Raw genomic sequence first — 22274 nt, forward strand, 5'->3', positions numbered from 1 at the left:
CCCACCAAGATCGTCACGCAGGTGCTCGAGCCGATCGACATCGCCGCGCAATTCGGTGACGACCCGGACGTCGACGAGGTCGACGAGCACGTGCGGTCGGTCATGCAGCAGGCCCTCAAGGACCTGGCCGCCAAGCGACGCTTCCCGATCCTGGGCTGACCCGTGGCTTCTCCTTTGGGTCCTATCAGCGACGCCCTCGGCGTCATCGCCACGCTGCGCCGCGCCGGCATGATCGCGCCGATGCGGCCCGACCGCTACCTGAAGATCGCCTCGGCCATGCGCCGCGAGGGGCTGGGGATGACCGTCGGCTTCGCCAGCGCGGCGCAACGCTGCCCGGACCGACCGGGCCTCATCGACGAACTCGGCACGCTGACCTGGCGCCAGCTCGACGAGCGGATCAACGCACTCGCCGCGGCGCTGCAGGGCCTGCCCTCGGGTCAGCCGAAGGTGGTCGGGATCATGTGCCGCAACCACCGCGGCTTCGTCGAGGCCGTGGTCGCCACCAACCGGATCGGCTCCGACGTCGTGCTGCTCAACACCTCGTTCGCCGGGCCCGCGCTCGCCGAGGTGGTCAACCGCGAGGGTGTCGACGCCGTCATCTACGACGAGGAGTTCACCGAGACGGTGGACCGCGCGCTGGCCGACAAACCGGACGCCACCCGCATCGTGGCCTGGACCGACGGCGATCACGAACTGACCGTCGAGAAGCTCATCACCGATCACGCAGGCGAGCAACCCGAACGCTCCGGCCGCAAGGGCCGCATGATCCTGCTGACCTCCGGCACCACCGGAACCCCCAAGGGCGCCAACCAAACCGGTGGCAATGCCGGCATCGGCACGCTCAAGGCAATCCTGGACCGCACGCCGTGGCGGGCCGAGGAAACGGTGGTGGTCGTGGCGCCGATGTTTCACGCCTGGGGCTTTTCGCAATTGATCTTCGCGGCGTCGATGGCGTGCACCGTGGTCACCCGGCGCAAGTTCGACCCGGAGGCGACGCTGGACCTGATCGACCGGCACCAGGCGACCGGCCTGGCGGTGGTTCCGGTGATGTTCGACCGCATCATGGAGCTGCCGCCCGAGGTGCGAAAGCGCTACAGCTGCAAGTCATTGCGCTTCGCCGCGGCGTCCGGCTCACGGATGCGTCCCGACGTCGTCACCGCGTTCATGGACGAGTTCGGCGACGTGATCTACAACAACTACAACGCCACCGAGGCCGGCATGATCGCCACCGCCACCCCGGCGGACCTGCGCGCGGCGCCCGACACCGCGGGGCGGGCCGCCGGCGGGACCGAAATCCGCATCCTGGACGGCGAATTCAACGAGCTGCCCACCGGCGAGGTCGGCACCATCTACGTCCGCAACGACACCCAGTTCGAGGGCTACACCTCGGGGGCCACCAAAGATTTTCACGCCGGGTTCATGTCGTCGGGCGACGTCGGCTACCTGGACGAGGCCGGCCGCTTGTTCGTGGTCGGCCGCGACGACGAGATGATCGTCTCCGGCGGCGAGAACGTCTACCCGATCGAGGTGGAGAAGACGCTCGCGGCGCACGACGACGTGTCCGAGGCCGCGGTGATCGGCGTCGATGATGAGCAGTACGGCCAGCGCCTGGCGGCCTTCGTGGTGCTCAGCCCCGGGGCCCAGGCCACACCCGAGACCCTCAAGCAACACGTCCGGGACAACCTGGCCAACTACAAGGTGCCGCGCGAAATCGCCGTCCTGGACGAACTTCCGCGCAGCAGCACCGGCAAGATCCTGCGCAAGGAACTGCAATCCCGGGTCACTGGCTGATGCCCCGCCGCCTGGCGAAGCTGCGACGGCCCCGGCCGCTGGCGCGCGCCGCGCTCGAACTGGCCAACGCCGCCAACGGTTTACGGCCGTTGGCCCGCAAGGGTTACAGCACCGTGCTGGTCTTCTGGTTCGGCTGGCCCACGTCGGAGGTGCCGGGCGTCTACTTCTCCGTCTCGCTGGTGGACGCGCTGCGGCGCTGGCGGCGCGGGCACTTCGAGGGGCGGCGCGGCAAGGCGGCGCTGGCCATGACCGCCGCATCGTGGGCGATCCTGGGGGTGATCCGCTACCGCGCCGTCACCACCCCGGGCCCGGTGCTCGAGGCGGGCCTGCGCGAGCAGCTGGGTCACGACTACGAGGAGGCGCTGGGCAAGCTGCCACACGCCAAGCCCACGCGCAGCGGGCGGCGCAGCCTGCCGTTGGGCAACACCGTGGCGCGCCGGCGGTACGTCGAGAAGACGAACGTGGTGTCCTACGGCCCGAACGGCCGCGCCAACCTCGCCGACATCTGGCGCCGCCCGACCTGCCGCGTGACGCGAAGGCGCCTGTCCTGCTGCAGGTTCCGGGCGGCGCCTGGATGATCGGGATGCGCCGGCCGCAGGCCTACCCGCTGATGAGCCACCTCGCCGCGCGCGGCTGGGTGTGCGTGTCCATCGGCTACCGCGTCTCCCCCCGCCACACCTGGCCGGACCACATCGTCGACGTCAAGCGGGCGCTGGCGTGGGTCAAGGAGAACATCGCGGACTACGGCGGTGATCCCGACTTCGTCGCGGTCACCGGGGGCTCGGCGGGCGGGCACCTGTGCGCACTGGCGGCGCTGACCCCCAACGACCCGCAATTCCAGCCGGGCTTCGAGGACGCCGACACGTCGGTGGCGGCCGCCGTCCCGATCTACGGCCGCTACGACTGGTTCTCCACCGAGGGCGAGGGCCGGCCCGAATTCGTTTCCCTGCTCGAAAAGTTCGTGGTGAAGCGGGAATACGACGCGCACCGTCACGTCTACGTCGACGCGTCCCCGATCCGGCGGCTGCGGGCCGACGCGCCACCGTTCTTCGTCCTGCACGGCTGCGACGATTCGCTGATCCCCGTCGGGGAGGCCCAGGAGTTCATCGAGGAGCTGCGGGCGGTGTCGAAGTCGCCGGTCGCCTACGCCGAATTGCCCAACGCGCAACACGCTTTCGACATTTTCAGTTCCCCCCGGGCGCATCGCTCGGCGGAGGCCGTCGCCCGGTTCTTGTCCTGGGTGTACGCGACGAACCCGCCCGAGCGCGACTAGTCCGGGGCTTACCCGACGCCGACGAACTCAATCTTTCGCGCACACCGAATAAGCACTTGGCCTTCGCGTCCGGCGCAGCGGCTTGACGATCTGGAGCTGGCTGCGCCCCGGGAAAGTTTGCGGCTCCGACGCAGTGTTTCGTTACGGGGTCTGGAGTCGTTGCCGATGCGCGTCAGCTGGCTGGGTTGGCCAGCGCCAACGGCTTTCACGGGAGCAGTCGCGGAGAAGTCCGATCTTTGTATTCCCTTGTGTCACTTACGCTTCTGTGGTCACAGAATGGCCGTTTTTGTCGGTGGGTGTTCCTAGAGTTGGGGCATGGATGTCAGTAGTCGTGAGGAGATCGTCGAGGTTATCGACGCGCTCGATGACGACGCGGACCGCCTGTGTGGGTTGTCTTTTGACGTGTTGACCACCCCGGAGCGGCTGCGCGCTCTGGAGCGGGTGGAACGCGTGGCCCGCCGGCTGCGCACACCCCAGCACGCGCTCATCAACCAACTCGACACGCAGGCCAGTCCCGAGGAACTGGGTGGCTCCCTGCGCACCGGGCTGGCCGACCGATTGCGCATCACCAAGGCCGAGGCCGCCCGGCGCATCGCCGAAGCCCACGACCTCGGCGAACGCCGGGCGTTGACCGGTGAACCGTTAGCCCCGCTGTTGGGCGCGACTGCGGCCGGCCAACGCCACGGCCTACTCGGCGAGGGCCACATCAACGTCATCCGTGGCTTTTTCGCCCAGCTGCCCGCCGAGGTCGACGCGTTGACCCGCCAGGCCGCCGAAGCCGACCTGGCCGGCAAGGCCACCGGGTATCGGCCCGACGAATTGGCCAAATACGCGAAGCGGGTGATGGATTGGCTACACCCCGACGGGCACTTCAGCGACGCCGAGCGGGCCCGCAAGCGCGCAATCACCCTGGGCGCCCAGGAGTTCGACGGCATGTGCCGCCTCAGTGGGCTGGTCACCCCGGAGTTGCGGGCGGCGATCGAGGCCATGCTGGCCAAGCTGGCCGCCCCCGGCGTGTGCAACCCCGACGACGAAACCCCGGTGGTCGACGAGACACCCGATGAGGACGCGGTGCGTCGCGACACCCGCTCCTCGGCCCAGCGCAATCACGACGCCTTCCTGGCCGGGTTGCGCGGACTCTTAGCGTCGGGGGACTTGGGCTCCCATAACGGGCTGCCGGTGTCGATCGTGGTGACCACCAGCCTGCAGGATTTGGAGGCCGCCACCGGCAAGGCACTCACCGCCGGAGGCACGCTGGTGCCCATGTCGGATGTGATCCGTTGGGCCGGCCACGCGCACCACTACCTGGCCATCTTCGACAAGGGCCGGTCGCTGGCGCTGTGGCACACCAAGCGACTGGCTTCCCCCGCCCAGCGAATCATGCTCTACGCCAAGGATCGTGGGTGTAGCAAACCGGGCTGCGACGCGCCGGCCTACCACAGCCAGGTCCACCACGTGCGCGGCTGGCAGGCCACCCGCCGCACCGACATCGACGACCTCACCCTGGCCTGCGGCCCCGACAATCGCCTCGCCGAACAAGGCTGGACCACTCGCACCAACGCCCGCGGCGAAACCGAATGGATCCCCCCACCCCACCTGGACCGCGGACAACCACGAACCAACAGCTACCACCACCCCGAACGATTCCTCCACGACGGTGACGACGACGACCCCCATTGACCCGCCAACCTAGGGCCATAAGTCACAAATTTAGGGGCTTTAGCCTGCATCCTTCTTGAGCCGGTGCGCAGAAACTATAACGTGTTCTAGTTATGCCCCGGAGCGACTGGAGGCGTGAAGTGAGTATCGATACCGCTGGGGTCGGCGTCCGAGAAATAGACGTCGGGACGTTGCCGACCCGGTTTGCCCGCGGCTGGCATTGCCTGGGCGTGGCCAAGGACTTCCTCGACGGTCAGCCGCACCCGGTCAACATCTTCGGCACCAAGCTGGTCGTCTTCGCCGACACCGAACACAACCTGCGGGTCCTCGACGCGTACTGCCGGCACATGGGCGGGGACCTGTCCCAGGGCGTGGTCAAGGGCGATACGGTCGCATGCCCGTTTCACGACTGGCGCTGGGGCGGCGACGGCAGGTGCAAGGACGTGCCCTATGCCAAGCGAACACCGCGAACGGCGCGCACGCGCACCTGGCCCACCGAGGTGCACAACGGCCTGTTGTTCGTCTGGCACGACCACGAGGGCAGCCTGCCGTCCCCGGAACTACAGATCCCCGACATCCCCGAGGCCGCCAGCCCCGAGTGGACCGACTGGCGGTGGCGCAGCGAGCTCATCGAGGGCTCCAACTGCCGCGAAATCGTCGACAACATCGTCGACATGGCGCATTTCTTCTACATCCACTATGGCTTCCCGACGTACTTCAAGAACGTCTTCGAGGGCCACATCGCGTCGCAGTACCTCCGCACCGTCGGACGGCCCGACGTGCTGCTCGGCGGCTCGCATTACACCGGTGAGCAGACGCTCGACTCCGAGGCCTCCTACTTCGGCCCGTCGTTCATGATCAACTGGCTGCACAACAATTACGGTGGCTACAAAGTGGATTCGATCCTCGTTAACTGCCACTACCCCGTCACGCAGAACTCCTTCATGCTGCACTGGGGCATCATCGTGCGAAAGCCCGAGGGCATGGACGAGGCCGCCACCGAGAAACTGTCCAAGGCGTTCGCCGAGGGCGTCAGCATGGGCTTCCTCCAGGACGTCGAGATCTGGAAGCACAAGACGCGCATCGAAAACCCGTTGCTGGTCGAAGAGGACGGCCCGGTCTATCAGCTCCGCCGCTGGTATCAACAGTTCTACGTGGACGCCGCCGACGTCAGCCCGCAGATGACCGACCGATTCGAGTACGAGGTGGATACCACCGCCGCGAACAAGCACTGGCGCACCGAGGTGGAAGAGAACCTGCGACCCAAGGTCGCTCAGCCGCAATAGGATTCCGCAATAGGATTCAGTGCGCGACTGGGCACTTTCCGGTGTAGTCGACCTGCCAGTGCTTGATGCCGTTGAGCCAGCCCGACCGGATCCGCTCCGGTTTCGAGATGGGCGTCAGGTCGGGCATGTGGTCGGCGATGGCGTTGAACATCAGGTTGATCGTCAACTTGGCCAGGTTGGCGCCGATGCAGTAGTGCTCGCCGGTACCGCCAAAGCCTACGTGCGGGTTGGGGTTTCGTAAGATGTCGAACGCGAACGGATCGGTGAAAACGTCTTCGTCGAAGTTGGCCGAACGGTAGAACATCAATACCCGTTGGCCCTTCTTGATCGTCACCCCCGACAGTTCGGTGTCCCGGTTGGCGGTGCGCTGGAACGCGGTGACCGGGGTGGCCCACCGGACGATCTCGTCCGCGGCCGTCTCCGGACGCTGCTTCTTGTACAGCTCCCACTGGTCGGGGAAGTGGGCGAAGGCCATCATGCCCTGGGTGATCGAATTGCGGGTGGTCTCGTTACCGGCGACGGCCAGCATCATCACGAAGAACCCGAACTCGTCGTCGGAGAGCTTCTCGCCGTCGATGTCGGCCTGCAGCAACGTGGAAACGATGTCGTCGCCGGGGTTTTCGGCCTTGATCTCGGCCATTTTCATCGCGTACGCCAGCACCTCGGCCGAGGACACCTTCGGATCGATGTGGGCGTACTCCGGGTCCTGGGCTCCGGTCATCTCGTTGGACCAACGGAACAACTTGCCGCGGTCCTCCTGCGGCACACCGAGCAGCCCGGCGATGGCCTGCAGCGGCAGTTCGCACGCGACCTGCTCGACGAAATCGCCCGAACCTTCGGCGGCGGCCGCCTTGGCGATGGCCTGTCCCCGCTCGTTGAGCTCGTCGCGCAGCCGGCCGATCGCGCGCGGGGTGAAGCCGCGGGAGATGATCCTGCGCAGCCGGGTGTGGTGCGGCGGGTCCATGTTGAGCAGGACGAAGCGCTGCAGGTCGATGTCTTCGCGGCTCATGTCGTCGGCGAAGCGCGGGATGGCGCCGTTGAGCCAGCTGGAGAAGACGTCGTTGCGCAGCGACACCTCCTTCACGTCCCTGTGCTTGGTCACCACCCAGAAGCCGCCGTCGTTGAAGCCGCCCTTGCCGATCGGCTGGTCACACCACCAAATGGGCGCGTGGTGGCGCAACTCGGCGAGCTCCTCGACGGGTAGTCGCTCGGCGTAGATGTCCGGGTCGGTCGGGTCGAAACCGGGGGGAAGGTGCGGGCAGGTCATCGGTGGCTCCTCTTGGGTCAGACCATCGTGTCGCCGGGCGGCAGCCCGAATTCGTGGTTGCCGAAGATCATGTAGGCCCGCTCCGGATCGTTGGCGGCGTGCACGCGGCCGGCGTGCGCGTCGCGCCAGAACCGTTGCAGCGGTGCGCTATTGGCCAGGGCGGTCGCACCGGACGCGTCGAACAAGCGGTCTATCGAGGCGATGGCGCGCGCTGTGGCACGCACCTGGTCACGACGGGCCCGGGTCCGCAGCTCGAACGGGACCCCCTGACCGGCCACCAGACACGAGTACTCGTCGGCGACATTGCCCATCAGTTGTCGCCACGCGGCGTCGATGTCACTGGCGGCCTCGGCGATGCGCACCTTGGCGAAGGGGTCGTCTTTCGACTTCTCGCCCGCGAAGGCGGCGCGCACCCGCTGGCCTTGATGCTCGACGTGGGATTCGTAGGCGCCGTAGGCCATGCCGACGATGGGGGCCGTGATTGTGGTGGGATGCATGGTGCCCCAGGGCATCTTGTAGACCGGATCGGTGTTGACCAGCAACCCGCCGGCGGTGTGGTCGTTCATCGCCTTATAGGACAGGAAGCGGTGCCGCGGCACGAACACATCCTTGATGTGCAGCGTGTTGCTGCCCGTCCCCTTCAGGCCGACGACATGCCAGACGTCGTCGATGCGGTAATCGCTGATCGGGATCAAGAAGCTGCCGAAGTCGACCGGCTGGCCGTCCTTGATCACCGGGCCGCCGACGAACGTCCACGTGGCGTGGTCGCAACCCGACGACCAGTTCCACGAACCGTTGACCAGATAGCCGCCGTCGACCACCTGACCGGCGCCCATCGGGGCGTACGACGAGGAGATCCGCACGCTCGGGTCCTCGCCCCACACATCCTGTTGGGCTTGCTGGTCGAATTGCGCCGCGTGCCAGTTGTGCACGCCGAGGATCGACGCCACCCAACCGGTGGACCCGCACGCACTGGCCAAGCGCCGGACGGCCTCGAAGAAGATCGTCGGAGCGCACTGCATTCCGCCCCACTGCGCGGGCTGCAGCAGCCGGAAGAAGCCGATTTCCCGAAGCTCGCTGACGGTGGCATCCGGCAGCCGCCGCAGCTCCTCCGTTTCCGGTGCCCGCTGCCGCAGCTTGGGCAACAGATCGTCGATGGCGGCCAGGACGGACTGGGTATCAAGAATGGACGTCACTGCTTTCCTCCACATCGCGCACCTAGCCGCAGACTAGAGAGCGTTGCAATTTTGGTCAGTACTTTGGTGTTGTCGCTGTGTATCGCGATAAAACTAAAACTGTAACTTGTTCTAGTTATCGCCTCAGGCGGCGTCGACGCTAGGGCAAAAAGTCCCTAACTGTGCTCGCCCGAGTGCGCCGGGCGGGGGGAAGCAACGTCGCGGATTCGATCGGCAGCGCCGGGGACCCCGGGATGGGAATCGAGAACTCAAGCGGGCCAACGAGATCTGCGAATGCGTTCTCTGCCCTTGGCCCCTTCGGGTCTCGCGACCCGCGTCACGGGTATCACCGAACGCCTTGGCGATTCGATGGTTCCCCGCTCACTCCCGGGTGGCGGCCTTCTCCAGTTCGGTGAGCGCCGGCTCGATGCGGTCGGCCATGTCGTCGATGTCGTTGGCGACCTCGGGCGTCGTCACGAAGCCGAAGTCCAGGTAGTCGGTGTAGGAGAAGCAGGTGATGTTCAGGGCGACGTCCATGACGGGCGGCCCGAGCGGCACCAGCGAATCCAGTTTGGCGCCGGCCATGTACAGCGGGAACGGTGGGCCCGGCACGTTGGACACAACCAGGTTGATGGGGGCCAAGTTTCGCGACAGCCCGCTCGCCGTGTAGGCGCGGGCGGCCAGCTGCAGCAGCCCCGGCGGGGTGGTCTCGGTCAGCCCCATGATCTGGTGCGCCGACAACGCCTTGGCCATCAGCTTGGCGTTCTGGGTGCTCTCGTGGATGGCCCGGAGCCGCTCGGCGGGGTCCTCGACGTCGGTGGCCAGCGACACGGTCATCGAGCTCACCTGGTTGCCGACGTCGTCCTTGTTCTCGTCGGTCCGGGTGGAGACGGGGATCTGGGCGATCAGCGGTTTGGCGGGCAGCTCGCCCCGCTTCTGCAGGTACTCGCGAGCGGCGCCGGCCACCAGCGCCAGCACGACGTCGTTGAGCTTGACGCCGTAGGCATCCTTGACGGCCTTGGCCCGGGCCAGCTCCACGCGGCAGCCCGTGATCCGGCGGTGCGGCGACACGGGCGCATTGAACCGGGTCTTGGGCGCTTCGAAATAGCGCGGGGGCCGGCCGCTCACACCGAGCGCGGCGATCTGCTGGCGCACCGTCTGCTCCACCAGTCGGGCGATGCGGAAAGGGGTCTTGACGCCGACGTTGATGAGCGCTCCCACCGCACGCCGCTCGATGCCCGGAATCCGGTTGCCGACCAGGGATCCCACCGTTTCCTGTTGCGGCGGTCGAGGTTCCGGCGTGACGTCCAAAAGAATCTCACCGAGGCCGGCGCCCGAGACGCCGTCGACGATGGCGTGGTGCATCTTGGTCAGCGAAGCGATCCGACCACCCTCGACGCCCTCGATCACCCACATCTCCCACAGCGGCCGGGCGCGGTCCAGCTTGTAGGACATCAACCGGCCCACCAGCTCCTCGAGCTCGCGCCGGCCGCCCGGCGCCGGAACGGCAATGTGCCGGATGTGGAAGTCGGGGTCCAGGTCCTCGTCCTCGACGAACCACGGCCGGTCCAGCCCGAGCGGCGCCCCGGTGACCCGCCATCGCAGCTGCGGCAACTCCGGCAGCCGTTCGATGATCAGCTCGCGCAGCCGCTGGAAGTTGTATTCCGGTGCATCCTTCGGGTCGCAAATCGCGAGCGCGCCCACATGCATGTGCCAGCCCGAAGTCTCGGCTGACCAAAACGCCGCATCAACACTCGAGAGCCGTTTCATCCCCCGACCGTAGCCCTCCGACCCCCGTCGCGACCAGCAATGGCAAACAAACTACCCGCCGGCTCGGCCGGGCAGGCATCCGCCCGGTCGCCAGGTCGTTGCGGCCGCCCGCGCCGTCCGGGACCCGCACCGAGGACCCCGCCGCGCAAAGGCGCCGACGGACAGCACCGGCTCGAACCCAAGCGCTGGCGACGTGTGGTGCGACATCAAGTTCTTCTCTGCGGAGGGCTGCCTATCGACGGCGACTCATACTGCGGCGCTCGATACTTGGTGTTTCGGGCACCGCCTAGCTCTTCGCGGAAGCATCGAGTTGTCGCGGGCAAAACGACTTCGCCGATATCGTCGCGAACTGGGCGGCACCGTTGGTGGTCAGCGCGGGGTTGTTGTCTCGCAGGTCGTTGAGCAGCTGCAGGCCGGAGACGCCACGAGAGATCAAGCCGCACACCGCCTTTCCGGCGGCGACGGCTTGATCGGGGTCCGCGAAACTGATCCCCACCCGGTGCAGGTCAGCGATGAAGACCTCGTTGTTCTCGTCGGTCGCCGCTTCGTCCTCTCCGGGGATGGCGTGCGCGGGCGCCGCGGCAGCGATGCCCAGCGACACGCCGAGAAGCGCTAACAGCAGTCTCATCAGTCCTCCTTCAGGCGGATTGTCCGCCATGGCCCGGCCAGGCCCGCGGTCACGACGCGAAAACCGTTGCTCCCCAACTATCCCGACTTTGCTTCGGCGCCGCCGACCGCGACCTCCGCGCCGTCGGTCACGTGGACGGCGTGCACGCCCGGTGTCGTTCTGAGTTTGGCGACCAGGTCATCGAGCCCGGCCTCGTCGACGTTCCAGTGCTGCACTTGGTCGGGCATCTCCTGGAGCTGGGCGATGATGCGGTCGAGCTTGACCGGTGCGGTGCGCCGCTCGCCGGTGCCGACGCGGGCCTGCTGGATGCCGGTTGAGCTGACCACGCGCGCCGCCGGGCCGCCCAGCGCGCCGCCCGCCAGGCTGCCCAACGTCGCCTCGTTGACCAGGCCGGGGAAATCCGCCGCCGCGGCGGCGGCCATGCTGGTGCCCGGCAGCGCGGCGAGCCGGATCCCCGGGGCGGCGCTCGCCCAGCCGGGCGGCACCGAAAGCTTCCCCACCGTCGGCGCGTTGCCCAGCACCGCCGACACCGGTTTGGCCGCGACGCCGGCGGCGACGTGGCCCGGCGACGCCAGACCGGCGCCCAGCGAGGTTTTCGACATCGCGGCGCTCCACGGCGCGTAGATGAAGAAGTTCTTCCACTGCGACACGCCCAGGCTGATGCTGGCGTTGGTGACGTTGGTCCAGGTTGCCTGGGTGCCGATCTGGGAAATGCTGGAATACAACGTTTCCCACAGGGGCGCGACGTCCGGGCTGCCGGTGACTCCCCCGATCAGCTGCTGCCAGAACTTGGTGTATTGGCCGGTGAGCGAGGTGAGGTAGTCCTCTATCTGCTTCAGCCAGGACGACAACGACGTGGGCTCTGCCGCGGCCGTGGTGGCCGCCTGGGCCGCCGGCCCGGCGTCGTTGGTGGTGGCCGGCGCCTCCTGGAAGGCGGTCAGCTCACCGGCCGACTCCGATGCGCTGGCGTAGCTGAACATGGCGGCGACATCCTGGGCCCACATCTGGCCGTACTCGTCTTCGATCGCCGCGATCGCCGCGTCGTTCTGCCCCAGGAGGTTCGTCTGCAACAGTTCGGCCAGCGCGATGCGGTTCGCGGCGACGAGTTGCGGCGGCACGGTCGCCGCCAAGGCGGCTTCGTAGGCGGCGGCCGCGGCCCGGGCCTGGGCGCCGGTCTGCTCGGCTTGGCCCGCGGTGATCGACATCCACGCGAGATACGGTGCTATCGCCGCGGCCATCGACTCCGACGACGGACCCTGCCACGATTCGCCGACCAGGTCCGAGATCACCGTGCCGTACGAGGCGGCGGTGGAGTGCAACTCGGCGGCCAGCGTGTCCCAGGCCGCGGCGGCGGCCAGCAGCGGCCCGGCACCCGGGCCCGCATAGATCTGGGTGGAGATCACCTCAGGTGGCAGCGTTGCGAAATCGCTGAAGACCATTGCCACACCCTTTCTTATTTGGCGTTCGGCGGAATCACGATGACGGTGGACGTGGTCGCGATGTCGTCGACGGCGACGGCACCCGGCACGCGGACGGTCGAGCCGGCGACCGCGCGAGTGGCGGTGGCCCCCATGGCACGTCCGGCCAGGCTCGACAGGGCGGTGGGGCCGAACATCCCTTGTTGGCCGTTCACGGCCATCGCGGGAGCGGCTTCCACGATCGTCTCCGGCAGCTCGGCCGCCACCGTGCGGATCGCGGGAACGGCAGACGCCCAATTCGCCGGCACCGACAACGACCCGACCAGCCCGGCCCGACCCGTCGCGGCCGAAACCGAACTCGTACTCGACAAGGCGGCGCCGGTCAGCAGGTCGCTGCGCAGCAGCGGCGCAAGAACCCCGGTGAGCGATTTGGGGTGCAATAGGGGCCCGATTCCTTGGATGCCCGTCCCCACGCTCGGGATGCTGAGGGCGATCTGGTACCAGTTCTTCGCGAGGTTGGCCACCCCGAGCGGGGTGTACGGGCCGGAGATGGTGCCCATGACGCTGTTGAAGGTCTTCAGGATCCCGGTGATGTCCGCCAGGCCCAACGGCAGGGCGGCCGCCGGCGTCGTCACCGCGTTCGCGCTCACCGCGAGGCTTTGCACCGCCACCGGCGCCTGCGAAACCGCTTCCGAGAGCGCAGATTCCACCCGCGAGGCGCTCGACGACCCGAGCGCGGAGGCCACCGCGGCCGACTGGTCGGCCTCCGCGCTGCCGTCGGTGGTCGCGGCCGGCGCTGCGAACGGTGTCAGTTGCGTCGCCGCCGCCGACGAGGCGGCATAGGCATACATGGCGCCCGCGTCCTGCGCCCACATCTCGGCGTACTGCGCCTCGGTGGCCGCGATCGCCGGGGTGTTTTGACCCAGGATGTTGGTCGCGATCAGCGAGGCCAGCAAGGCCCGGTTGGCCGCGATCACCGGGGGCGGGACGGTGGCCGCGAAGACGGCTTCGTAGGCGGCCGCCGCCGCCTTGGCCTGCACGGCGGCCTGCTCGGCCCGCACGGCGGTTTCGTCGAGCCACGCGATGTAGGTCGTCGCCGCGGTCGCCATCGCCGTCGACGCGGGCCCGCGCCAGAGGGCTCTCAGCTCCGAGATCGTGGAACCGTAAGACACTGCTGCGGAACGTAATTCGGCCGCCAAACCGTCCCAGGATGCCGCCGCTGCCAGCAGCGGCGCCGGCCCCGGCCCTGAATAGATCCTGCCGGAGTTGATCTCCGGCGGTAACGCCCCGAAATCCATGCCATCCTCCGCCTCCGGCCGTGTCGCCACCGCCGGCCCTGTGCTTGCGTCCGCCGGCAAGCCGAACGCCGGCAATCGAGCCCCTTCGTGCCGCCGCCGAAACGAAATGCGAGTTTGCTGGCCCGCGGACAATTCCTTGCAGACAGGACACTAGCCAGCCCCGGCCGAAATGCCTTCCGCCCAATTCGGCCGGGCTCGGCGCCGTTGCATCCCGGAGTCGCCGACCCGCGCCTCGGTGGGCCCGGCAAGCAAGGCGGCCTAAACCCCTCTACCTCGCGCGAATCGGAGGAGGCGACCGGATGAATAGTCGGTGAAAATGCGAGAAGCACACCCGTGAACCGCTGGCGGTTGAATAAAAATCTCACGATCATAAATTGCGGTCACGGCGGATGAGACCCGCAGCCGGACGCCTCGGTGGGACTGGCTGACGAAGGAGTACCTGGCCATGGGTTGCGCTTGGCCGCAACGGATCGCCGTGGCACCGGTTACTGCGCTCGCGTGGCTCACGAGCTGCCGACACGTCCGTAACTCATATGATCTTCAGAGAAGATATGTGCGCTGTATGAATTCGCCAGTCGGCGGCTTGCATTTCAGCGGAGGGGCGGGCGGCAATCAGCCGCTTAATCACCCGGAATGCTCCATTGCATGTCGACGCGAGGCGAATTCTATGAATTACATGATTTATGTGAATGGAATGTGGAATGGAGATCGGCAATGCCGCCCCCGGATCGTTTCGCACCAATCGGGCGAGGCAAGCGATGACTCATGCGCTCGACACTGGTTTGCCACGGACAGGACCGCAGTTAGCTCATCGTCCCGCTCGCGGTGCAAGCCGCTGCGGGGTTAAGCGTCTTCCAGCAGATCGGGCGTGACCGCCGATTCGGTGTCCGGGATGCCGTCGATCTTCGCCTTGCGGTCGGCCATCGACAGCAGTCGCCGAATGCGGCCCGCCACAGCGTCTTTCGTCATCGGCGGATCGGCGAGCCGGCCGAGCTCCTCCAGCGACGCCTGCCGGTGCTCGACCCGCAGCTTGCCGGCCGAGGCCAGGTGGTCGGGAACCGTGTCGCCGAGGATCTCGAGTGCGCGTTCCACCCGGGCGGCCGCCGCGACCGCGGCCCGCGCCGAGCGGCGCAGGTTGGCGTCGTCGAAGTTGGCGAGGCGGTTGGCCGTCGCCCGCACCTCGCGGCGCATCCGGCGCTCCTCCCAGATGAGCCGGGTGTCCTGGGCGCCCATCCGGGTCAGCAACGCGCCGATCGCCTCGCCGTCGCGCACCACCACCCGGTCGGCGCCGCGGACCTCGCGGGCCTTCGCGCTTACCCCGAGCCGGCGCGCCGCGCCCACCAACGCCAGCGCGGCCTCCGGGCCGGGACAGCTGACCTCCAGGGCCGACGACCGTCCCGGCTCGGTCAGCGAACCGTGCGCCAGGAAGGCCCCGCGCCAGGCGGCTTCGGCGTCGGCGACGCTGCCGCCCACGACTTGGGCGGGCAGACCGCGCACCGGCCGGCCGCGGTTGTCGAGCAGTCCGGTCTGGCGGGCCAACGCCTCACCGTCGTTGGCCACCCGCAGCACGTAGCGGGTGGTCTTGCGAATCCCGCTGGCCGACAACACATGCACGACGGCGTTGTAGCCGTAGAGCTCGAAGATGTCCTTGCGCAGCCGGCGCGCGACGTTGCCGAGGTCCACCTCGGCCTCCACCACCACGCGGCCACCGACGATGTGCAATCCGCCGGCGAACCTGAGCAGCGACGTGACCTCCGCCCGGCGCGCGCTGACCGACTTCACGACCAGGCGGCTGAGCTCGTCCTTGACTTCGGTCGTCATCGCCACGCGTCGTCACCCCTTGGTCCGCTGCCAGCCGGTCCACTCCCACCGGTCTGTGGACTTGCACTGTCGACCCGAATGTCCGCGGTGGCCGTGACCGGAGGCGCTCCCGGAGCCTTGTGGGCCGTCCGGACCCCGTCCAGGGCCGCCGCGAGTTTGCCCGGATCATGTAAAGGTGTACCAGGTCTGGCCACATCGGCGAAGTGGACCTCGGCTTGGAGCAGCATCGCGGTGCGGCGCAGGTGCTCCCGCTCCCGCTCGCCGGGCACCCGTTCGGCGTCGATGATGACGTCGTGCACGGTGAACCCCGGTGCGTGCTGGGCCAACACGTGCAGATGACGTTCGACGGAGAAGCCCGCCGTCTCCCCCGGCTCGGCCACCAGATTCAGCACCAGCGCCCGACGGGCGGTGGTCGCCCGCAGCGCCGCGGCCAGCCCCGGCACCAGGACATGCGGGATCACGCTGGTGAACCATGAGCCGGGACCCAGCACCACCAGGTCGGCGGCCATGATGGCGTCGACGGCCTGCCGGGTCGCCGGCGGGTCGGACGGGAGGAGCCGCACCCGGCGCACCTTGCCCGGGGTGGTGGCGATCGCCACCTGGCCGCGAATGAGCCGGAACATCCGCGGATCGGTCTCCAGGCCGGAGACGTCGGCCTCGATCTGCAACGCGATCGGGCACATCGGCAGCACGCGGCCCTTGACGCCCAGGATGCGGCCGAGCTCGTCGAGGGCGGCCACCGGATCGGCCAGCACCTCGGACAGCCCGGCGAGCAGCAGGTTGCCGATCGGGTGGCCGGCCAACGCCCCGTTGCCGCCGAATCGGTGCTGCAGGATGGTCGCCCACAGCCGCCCGTGTGGGCTGTCAGATGCCAGGGCCGCCAACGCCATTCGCAGGTCGCCCGGCGGCACCACATCCAATTCGCTTCGCAGCCGTCCCGACGAGCCGCCGTCGTCCGCGACGGTCACCACGGCGGTCACGTGCGGCGTGAGCCGGCGGGCCGCGGACAGCGTCGCGTACAGGCCGTGTCCGCCGCCCAGGGCGACGATGCCGTGATTCGTCGGCCCGCTCATTCGCGGCCCAGATCCCGGTGCAGCACCCGCACCGACAGTTGAGGATTGGCCTTCAGCAGCCCCATCAGCGCCTCGGCGATCGCGACGCTGCGGTGCTTGCCGCCGGTGCAGCCGATCGCCACCGTCATGTAGCGCTTGCCCTCCCGGCGGTAGCCGTCGACGACCAGGGACAGCATCCGGTGGTAGGCGTCGAGGAAGTCCGCGGCCCCGGGCTGACTCAAGACGTACTCGCTCACCGCGGGGTCCTGCCCGGTGAGCGGGCGCAGCTCGTCGACCCAGTGCGGGTTGGGCAGGAAACGTACGTCCATCACCATGTCGGCGTCCATCGGCAGGCCGTACTTGAAGCCGAACGATTCGACGGTGACGCTGATCGACGTGCCGGCGTCGCCGCCGAACGCACGCTCGATGCTCTCGCGTAACCCGCGCACGGACAGGGTCGACGTGTCGATGATCAGATCGGCCGTGGCGCGCACCTGGGCCAGCATCCGGCGCTCGGCGGCGATGCCCTCGGCCAGGGTCGCCTCGCCCTGCAACGGGTGGCTGCGGCGGTTCTGCTCGTAGCGGCGCACCAGCATGTCGTCGGAGGCCTCCATGAACACCACGCGCGGGGTGATGTTGCGGGTGGCCAGCTCGTTGCGCACCTCGTCGAGGTCGCCGGTGAAGCCGCGCGACCGCACGTCCATCACCACCGCCAAGCGGGTGATCCGAGATCCCGCGTCCATGCCGAAGTCCACCATCCGGGTGATCAGCTGGGGCGGCAGGTTGTCGGCCACGTACCAGCCCAGGTCCTCGAGCACCTTGGCAGCGGTACCCCGCCCGGCGCCCGACAATCCGGTCACCAGAACGACGTCGATGCCGGCCCCGCCTTCGGGGCGGGCCTCCCTCGGGTGGCCCTCCGCCACTTCACCCGTCATTCGGCTTCTCCGGGCTGCTCCGGTCGCAGCGCCTCCAGAACGGCGGTGGCGGTGGCCACACCGATTCCGGGAACGGCCGTGATCTGGTCGACGGTGGCCTCCTTGAGGCGGGCGATGGATCCGAAATGGGTTACCAGTGCCTTGCGGCGATGTTCCCCCAATCCTGGCACCGAATCCAGCGCTGAGGCGGTCATTCGCTTAGATCGCTTGCTGCGATGGTAGGTGATGGCGAACCGATGCGCCTCGTCGCGAATGCGTTGCAGCAGATACAGCCCTTCGCTGTTGCGCGGCATGATGACGGGGTCCGGCTCGGAGGGCACCCAGATCTCTTCCAGGCGCTTGGCCAGGCCGATCACCGCGACGTCGGTGATGCCGAGGTCTTCGAGCACGGCGCTGGCCGCGTTGACCTGCGGCGCGCCACCGTCGACGACGTAGAGGTTGGGCGGATATGCGAACCGGCGCGACTTCCCTTCGGGGGAAAGCATATTCGCATCGTTCTGTTCGCTGAGGTGTCGCGCGAACCGGCGGCGGGTCACCTCGGCGATCGAGGCGACGTCGTCGGAGCGTCCCTGTCCGGCGGCCTCCCGGATCCCGAAGTGGCGGTAGTCCGACTTGCGTGGCAGGCCGTCCTCGAACACCACCAACGAGCCCACCACGTCGGTGCCCTGCACGTGGCTGATGTCGACGCATTCGATGCGTAGCGGCGCGTCAGCCAGCCCCAGCGCCTCTTGAATGTTCTGCAGCGCAGCGGATCTGGCGTTGAAGTCGCCGGCGCGCCTCAGCTTGTGTTGTTGCAGAGCCTCTTTGGCGTTGCGTTGCACCGTCTCGGCCAGCGCCCGTTTGTCGCCACGGCGCGGCACCCGCAGCGCGACCCGGGAGCCGCGCAGGCCGGAGAGCCAGCTGGCCAGTTCCTCGGAGTTGGACGGCAGGCAGGGCACCAGCACCTCGCGCGGCACCGGGTTGGCGGCCTCGTCGGCCCCTTGGTTGTCGTGGCCACCCAGTTCGGCCTGCTCCCCGTAGAACTGCGTCAGGAACTGCTCGACCAACTGTTCCTCACCGGAATCGCCGGCCTCCGCTGACTTTTCGACGATCCAGCCGCGCTGGCCGCGCACCCGACCGCCGCGGACGTGAAACACCTGGACCGCGGCCTCCAACTCGTCGTCGGCGAAGGCGACGACGTCGGCGTCGGTGCCGTCACCGAGCACCACCGCCTGCTTCTCCATCGCGCGCTTGAGCGCCCCCAGGTCGTCCCGCAGCCGCGCGGCCCGCTCGAAGTCGAGTTCGTCGGATGCGGCTTGCATCCGCTGTTCCAGCTCGCGCGCGAAGCGGTCGGTCTTGCCGGACAGGAAGTCGCAGAAGTCGTCGACGATCTGGCGGTGCTGCTCGGCGCTGACCCGTCCGATGCAGGGCGCCGAGCATTTGTCGATGTAGCCGAGCAGGCACGGACGGTCGATCTGCTTGTGCCGCTTGAACACACCGGCCGAACACGTGCGGGCCGGAAAGACGCGGGTGAGCAGGTCCAGCGTCTCCCGGATCGCCCAGGCGTGGGAGTAGGGCCCGAAATAGCGGACCCCCTTGCGGCGCGGGCCGCGATAGACCATCAGCCGAGGAAATTCCTCGTTGAGGGTCACGGCCAGGACCGGGTACGACTTGTCGTCGCGGTAGCGGACGTTGAAGCGCGGATCGAACTCTTTGATCCAGTTGTACTCGAGCTGCAACGCCTCGACTTCGGTGTTGACCACGGTCCACTCGACCTTCGCGGCGGTGGTCACCATCTGCCGGGTTCGCGGATGCAGGCTTGCGATGTCGGCGAAGTAGGACGTCAGCCTGCTGCGCAGGCTCTTGGCCTTCCCGACGTAGATGACTCGCCCGTGCGCGTCCCGGAATCGGTAGACGCCCGGCTCGACCGGAATGGACCCGGGCGGGGGACGGTACGTGGCGGGATCTGGCACCCATCCAGGCTAGTAGCCGCCCGGGACACGCCGGGGCCTCGGGATCACGGCTCGACGCGGCGAAAACGCCGACCCCGGTTCGGGCGCTTCTGTAACGCATTCGAGCGCTTGTTCGATAGACGAGTAGCCCACCGACAGATCCGCCACTTCCCGAAAAGGCCGAATGACCTCGGATTATGACGACCGGTCGGCGGTGTGGACGGTTTGTTCTGGTTACCAAGGGGGTAGCTGGACGTTACAGTGGGTGGCAATCAATGGAGGGAGTCCACAGATGTTCAAGCGCTCGTTGACCAGGATCGCGATGGGGGTCGGCGGCCTGGCATTGGCGTCGACCGCCGCAGCCGGGGTCGCATCAGCAGCCCCCGACTACGGCCCGATGATCAACACGACCTGCAGCTACGACCAGGCGATGCGGGCGGTGCACGCGGAAAACCCGATGGCCGCCCAGTACCTCGACCAGTCGCCGCCGAACCAGCAGTTCTTGCAGCAGTACCTGGCGTCGTCGCCGGATCAGCGCGTGAACCTGCTGCACGCCATCGAGCACAACCAGGGCGCGCAGCAGGCTTTGCCGATCTTCCAGCAGATGATGACCGACTGTAAGAACTTCTGACCCGCTCACCTGATGGGGAGCTATCCGTGCCGGCACGGGTAGCTCCCTTCAGCGGGCAGGGAGGTCCGGGCGGTACTGCGCCAGCAGCGATCGCACGGTGTCCATGGCGCTGACCGCGCGTTCCTTGTCGACGGCCTGGATGGCCATCACGGGAATGTATTCGTCGTCGGGTAGATCGACGCGCGCCCACCGGTTGCCCACCGGGAACGAGACGCCGGTGACGTCCGGCCACTCGATGAGCTTGTCGCCCAACAGGTTTCGCACGGAGATTCCCGCCGCCCCGATCCGCAGCCGCGGCCGGGCGAACAGCAGCACCAGCCCGGCGAGCACCAGGCCGAGCAGGGCCATCGCCACCTGGTCGGTGGTCTGGAACACCACCCCGGTGGATCCGACCTTGAGCAGGAAGCCGATCGCGATGTGCACCGCGGCGATGGTGAACGCCGCGACGTAGACGAATATCGGTGTGCGGTGGGGACGCAACTCGACGTCCCAGCCCTCGCCCGTGGTCACGACCGAGCGCGCAGCTCACGCAGCGTCAGCGCCGCGGTCAGTGCCGCCCCGGCCGCCTGGGCGCCCTTGTCTTCGACCGATTCCGGAAGCCCGGCGCGATCAAGGGCCTGCTGCTCGGTGTTGGTCGTCAGCACCCCGTTGGCGACCGGCGTCGAGGCGTCCAGCGCCACCCGGGTCAAGCCCTGGGTCACCGCATCGCAGACGTACTCGAAGTGCGGTGTTCCCCCGCGGATCACGACGCCGAGGGCGATGACCGCGTCGTGGTTGCGAGCGAGCTCCTGCGCCACCACCGGGAGTTCGATGGCGCCCAGCACGCGGACCACCGTCGGGTTGTCGATGCCCGACTCGGCGGCCACCCGGCGGGCGCCGTCCAGCAGCGCTTCGCAGATCTTGCTGTGCCAGGTGCTGGCCACGATGCCGACGCGCAGGCCGGACGCGTCGAGCGCCGGGATGTCCGGCTCGCCGCTACCGCTCACAGAGCGCCGCCGAATTCGCCCGGCAGGTGAACCGATTCGTGGAAGTCGTCGAGACCGGCGAGGTCGTGGCCCATCTTGTCGCGCTTGGTCATCAGGTAGCGGATGTTCTCGGCGTTGGCGCGGACGGGCAGCGGCACCCGCTCGATGATGTGCAGGCCGTAGCCGTCCAGCCCGACGCGCTTGGCCGGGTTGTTGGTCAGCAGCCGCATCGAGCGCACCCCGAGGTCGACCAGGATCTGCGCCCCGATTCCGTAATCCCTTGCGTCGGCAGGCAATCCGAGTTTGAGATTGGCGTCGACGGTGTCCTCGCCGGCGTCCTGCAGCTGGTAGGCCTGCAGCTTGTGCATCAGGCCGATGCCGCGGCCCTCGTGGCCGCGCATGTACAGCACGATGCCTCGCCCCTCCCGCGCGACCATGGCCATCGCGGCGTCCAGCTGGGGCCCGCAATCGCAGCGCCGAGAGCCGAACACGTCACCGGTCAGGCACTCGGAGTGCACGCGCACCAAGACGTCGTCGCCGTCGGCGTTCGGCCCGGCGATCTCGCCGCGCACCAGCGCGACGTGCTCGACGTCCTCGTAGATGCTGGCGTAGCCGATGGCACGAAACTCGCCGTGCCGGGTCGGTATGCGGGCCTCGGCGATCCGCTCGATGTGCTTCTCGTGCTTGCGCCGCCACTCGATGAGGTCGGCGATGGTGATCAGTGCGAGGTCGTGCTCGTCGGCGAACACTCGCAGCTCATCGGTCTGCGCCATCGAGCCTTCGTCCTTTTGGCTGACGATCTCGCAGATCGCGCCCGCCGGCTGCAACCCGGCCATCCGGGCCAGGTCGACGGCGGCCTCGGTGTGCCCGGGCCGGCGCAGCACGCCGCCGTCCTTGGCGCGTAACGGAACCACGTGCCCCGGGCGAGTGAAATCGTTGGCGATGCTGGCGGGGTCGGCCAGCAGCCGCATGGTGGTGGCCCGATCGGAGGCCGAGATTCCGGTGCCCACACCGTTTTTCGCGTCGACGGTGACGGTGTAGGCGGTCCCATGCTTGTCCTGGTTCACCGCGTACATGGGCAGCAGACCCAGCCGGTCGCAGATCGCGCCGTCCAGCGGCACACAGAGGTAGCCCGAGGTGTAGCGGACCATGAACGCCACCATCTCCGGCGTCGCCTTCTCGGCGGCGAAGATCAGATCGCCTTCGTTCTCGCGGTCCTCGTCGTCGATGACGACCACGGCCTTACCGGCCGCAATGTCGGCAACCGCCCTCTCGACGGAGTCCAACCTCGTCATCGTCGCTACCTTGCTGTCTCAGGGGTCCGCAGGAAGAGCCCAAGTCTTGCATTCAGTATGAACCACCGGGCGAGGCCGG

17 protein-coding genes and 2 pseudogenes are annotated in these 22274 nt (G+C 68.0%); 6 read left to right on the forward strand and 13 right to left on the reverse strand.

Annotation, left to right across the window (positions count from 1 at the left end; all coding sequences use genetic code 11):
• The 5 genes and pseudogenes from A9X05_RS17460 to A9X05_RS17480 all read left to right on the forward strand — a co-directional run.
• A pseudogene (locus tag A9X05_RS17460) lies at positions 1-159 on the forward strand (glycerol acyltransferase); the annotation flags it as partial.
• A 24-nt stretch (positions 160-183) separates the two neighbouring features.
• Positions 184-1791 (forward strand): acyl-CoA ligase FadD12, encoded by a 1608-nt coding sequence (gene fadD12, locus A9X05_RS17465; protein WP_082970998.1) that lies wholly within the window; start codon positions 184-186, stop codon positions 1789-1791.
• Positions 1791-3064 (forward strand): annotated as a pseudogene (locus A9X05_RS17470) (alpha/beta hydrolase). The gene fadD12 and the pseudogene A9X05_RS17470 overlap by 1 nt, the downstream one beginning before the upstream one ends.
• Positions 3065-3379: 315 nt before the next feature.
• Positions 3380-4744 (forward strand): HNH endonuclease signature motif containing protein, encoded by a 1365-nt coding sequence (locus A9X05_RS17475; RefSeq protein ID WP_067782990.1) that lies wholly within the window; start codon positions 3380-3382, stop codon positions 4742-4744.
• 119 nt (positions 4745-4863) lie between these two features.
• Positions 4864-6009 carry a Rieske 2Fe-2S domain-containing protein gene (locus tag A9X05_RS17480; protein WP_067782994.1) on the forward strand — a complete coding sequence of 382 codons (1146 nt, stop codon included), beginning with the start codon at positions 4864-4866 and terminating at the stop codon, positions 6007-6009.
• 16 nt (positions 6010-6025) lie between these two features.
• Here A9X05_RS17480 and A9X05_RS17485 read toward each other — a convergent pair whose 3' ends face one another.
• The 10 genes from A9X05_RS17485 to uvrC form a co-directional block, all read right to left on the reverse strand.
• Positions 6026-7276 (reverse strand): cytochrome P450, encoded by a 1251-nt coding sequence (locus tag A9X05_RS17485; protein WP_067782996.1) that lies wholly within the window; start codon positions 7274-7276, stop codon positions 6026-6028.
• Positions 7277-7293: 17 nt separating this feature from the next.
• Positions 7294-8472: a 3-hydroxy-9,10-secoandrosta-1,3,5(10)-triene-9,17-dione monooxygenase oxygenase subunit gene (hsaA, locus tag A9X05_RS17490; protein ID WP_067782999.1), complete on the reverse strand. Its 1179-nt coding sequence runs from the start codon at positions 8470-8472 to the stop codon at positions 7294-7296.
• 360 nt (positions 8473-8832) lie between these two features.
• A complete protein-coding gene (locus A9X05_RS17495) occupies positions 8833-10221 on the reverse strand; it encodes a wax ester/triacylglycerol synthase family O-acyltransferase (protein WP_067783001.1) in 1389 nt (462 codons plus the stop codon).
• 286 nt (positions 10222-10507) lie between these two features.
• A complete protein-coding gene (locus A9X05_RS17500; protein ID WP_067783052.1) occupies positions 10508-10849 on the reverse strand; it encodes a DUF732 domain-containing protein in 342 nt (113 codons plus the stop codon).
• Between the two features lie 77 nt (positions 10850-10926).
• Entirely contained in the window at positions 10927-12288 is a 1362-nt protein-coding gene (locus A9X05_RS17505) for a PPE family protein (RefSeq protein WP_067783004.1), read from the reverse strand.
• 14 nt (positions 12289-12302) lie between these two features.
• Positions 12303-13565: a PPE family protein gene (locus A9X05_RS17510; RefSeq protein WP_067783055.1), complete on the reverse strand. Its 1263-nt coding sequence runs from the start codon at positions 13563-13565 to the stop codon at positions 12303-12305.
• Between the two features lie 843 nt (positions 13566-14408).
• Complete coding sequence (gene whiA / locus A9X05_RS17515) at positions 14409-15386, reverse strand: DNA-binding protein WhiA (protein ID WP_156736802.1); 978 nt, start codon at positions 15384-15386, stop codon at positions 14409-14411.
• Positions 15383-16459: a uridine diphosphate-N-acetylglucosamine-binding protein YvcK gene (gene yvcK, locus A9X05_RS17520; RefSeq protein ID WP_067783007.1), complete on the reverse strand. Its 1077-nt coding sequence runs from the start codon at positions 16457-16459 to the stop codon at positions 15383-15385. The genes whiA and yvcK overlap by 4 nt, the downstream gene beginning before the upstream one ends.
• Positions 16456-17373, reverse strand: coding sequence for an RNase adapter RapZ (gene rapZ / locus A9X05_RS17525; RefSeq protein ID WP_067783010.1), 918 nt, complete (start codon positions 17371-17373; stop codon positions 16456-16458). The genes yvcK and rapZ overlap by 4 nt, the downstream gene beginning before the upstream one ends.
• Complete coding sequence (gene uvrC / locus A9X05_RS17530) at positions 17370-19325, reverse strand: excinuclease ABC subunit UvrC (protein WP_067783019.1); 1956 nt, start codon at positions 19323-19325, stop codon at positions 17370-17372. The genes rapZ and uvrC overlap by 4 nt, the downstream gene beginning before the upstream one ends.
• Positions 19326-19596: 271 nt before the next feature.
• On the opposite strand from uvrC, the gene A9X05_RS17535 reads away from it, so the two are divergent.
• Positions 19597-19935 carry a hemophore-related protein gene (locus A9X05_RS17535; protein ID WP_067275840.1) on the forward strand — a complete coding sequence of 113 codons (339 nt, stop codon included), beginning with the start codon at positions 19597-19599 and terminating at the stop codon, positions 19933-19935.
• A gap of 48 nt (positions 19936-19983) precedes the next feature.
• On the opposite strand, the gene A9X05_RS17540 is transcribed toward A9X05_RS17535, so the two are convergent.
• Genes A9X05_RS17540 through A9X05_RS17550 form a run of 3 tightly spaced genes read right to left on the reverse strand, consistent with a single transcriptional unit; the run spans position 19984 to position 22195 of the window.
• Positions 19984-20445, reverse strand: a complete 462-nt coding sequence (locus A9X05_RS17540; protein ID WP_067783022.1) for a PH domain-containing protein — start codon at positions 20443-20445, stop codon at positions 19984-19986.
• Positions 20442-20921, reverse strand: coding sequence for a 6,7-dimethyl-8-ribityllumazine synthase (ribH, locus tag A9X05_RS17545; protein ID WP_067275845.1), 480 nt, complete (start codon positions 20919-20921; stop codon positions 20442-20444). The genes A9X05_RS17540 and ribH overlap by 4 nt, the downstream gene beginning before the upstream one ends.
• On the reverse strand, positions 20918-22195 hold the full coding sequence (locus tag A9X05_RS17550) for a bifunctional 3,4-dihydroxy-2-butanone-4-phosphate synthase/GTP cyclohydrolase II (RefSeq protein WP_067752970.1): 1278 nt from the start codon (positions 22193-22195) through the stop codon (positions 20918-20920). Before A9X05_RS17550 ends, ribH begins: the two co-directional genes overlap by 4 nt.
• Between the last annotated feature and the right edge of the window lie 79 nt (positions 22196-22274).

The sequence above is a fragment of the Mycobacterium sp. E3298 genome (genome assembly GCF_001666895.1).
In the GTDB taxonomy this organism is placed as follows: Bacteria; Actinomycetota; Actinomycetes; order Mycobacteriales; family Mycobacteriaceae; genus Mycobacterium.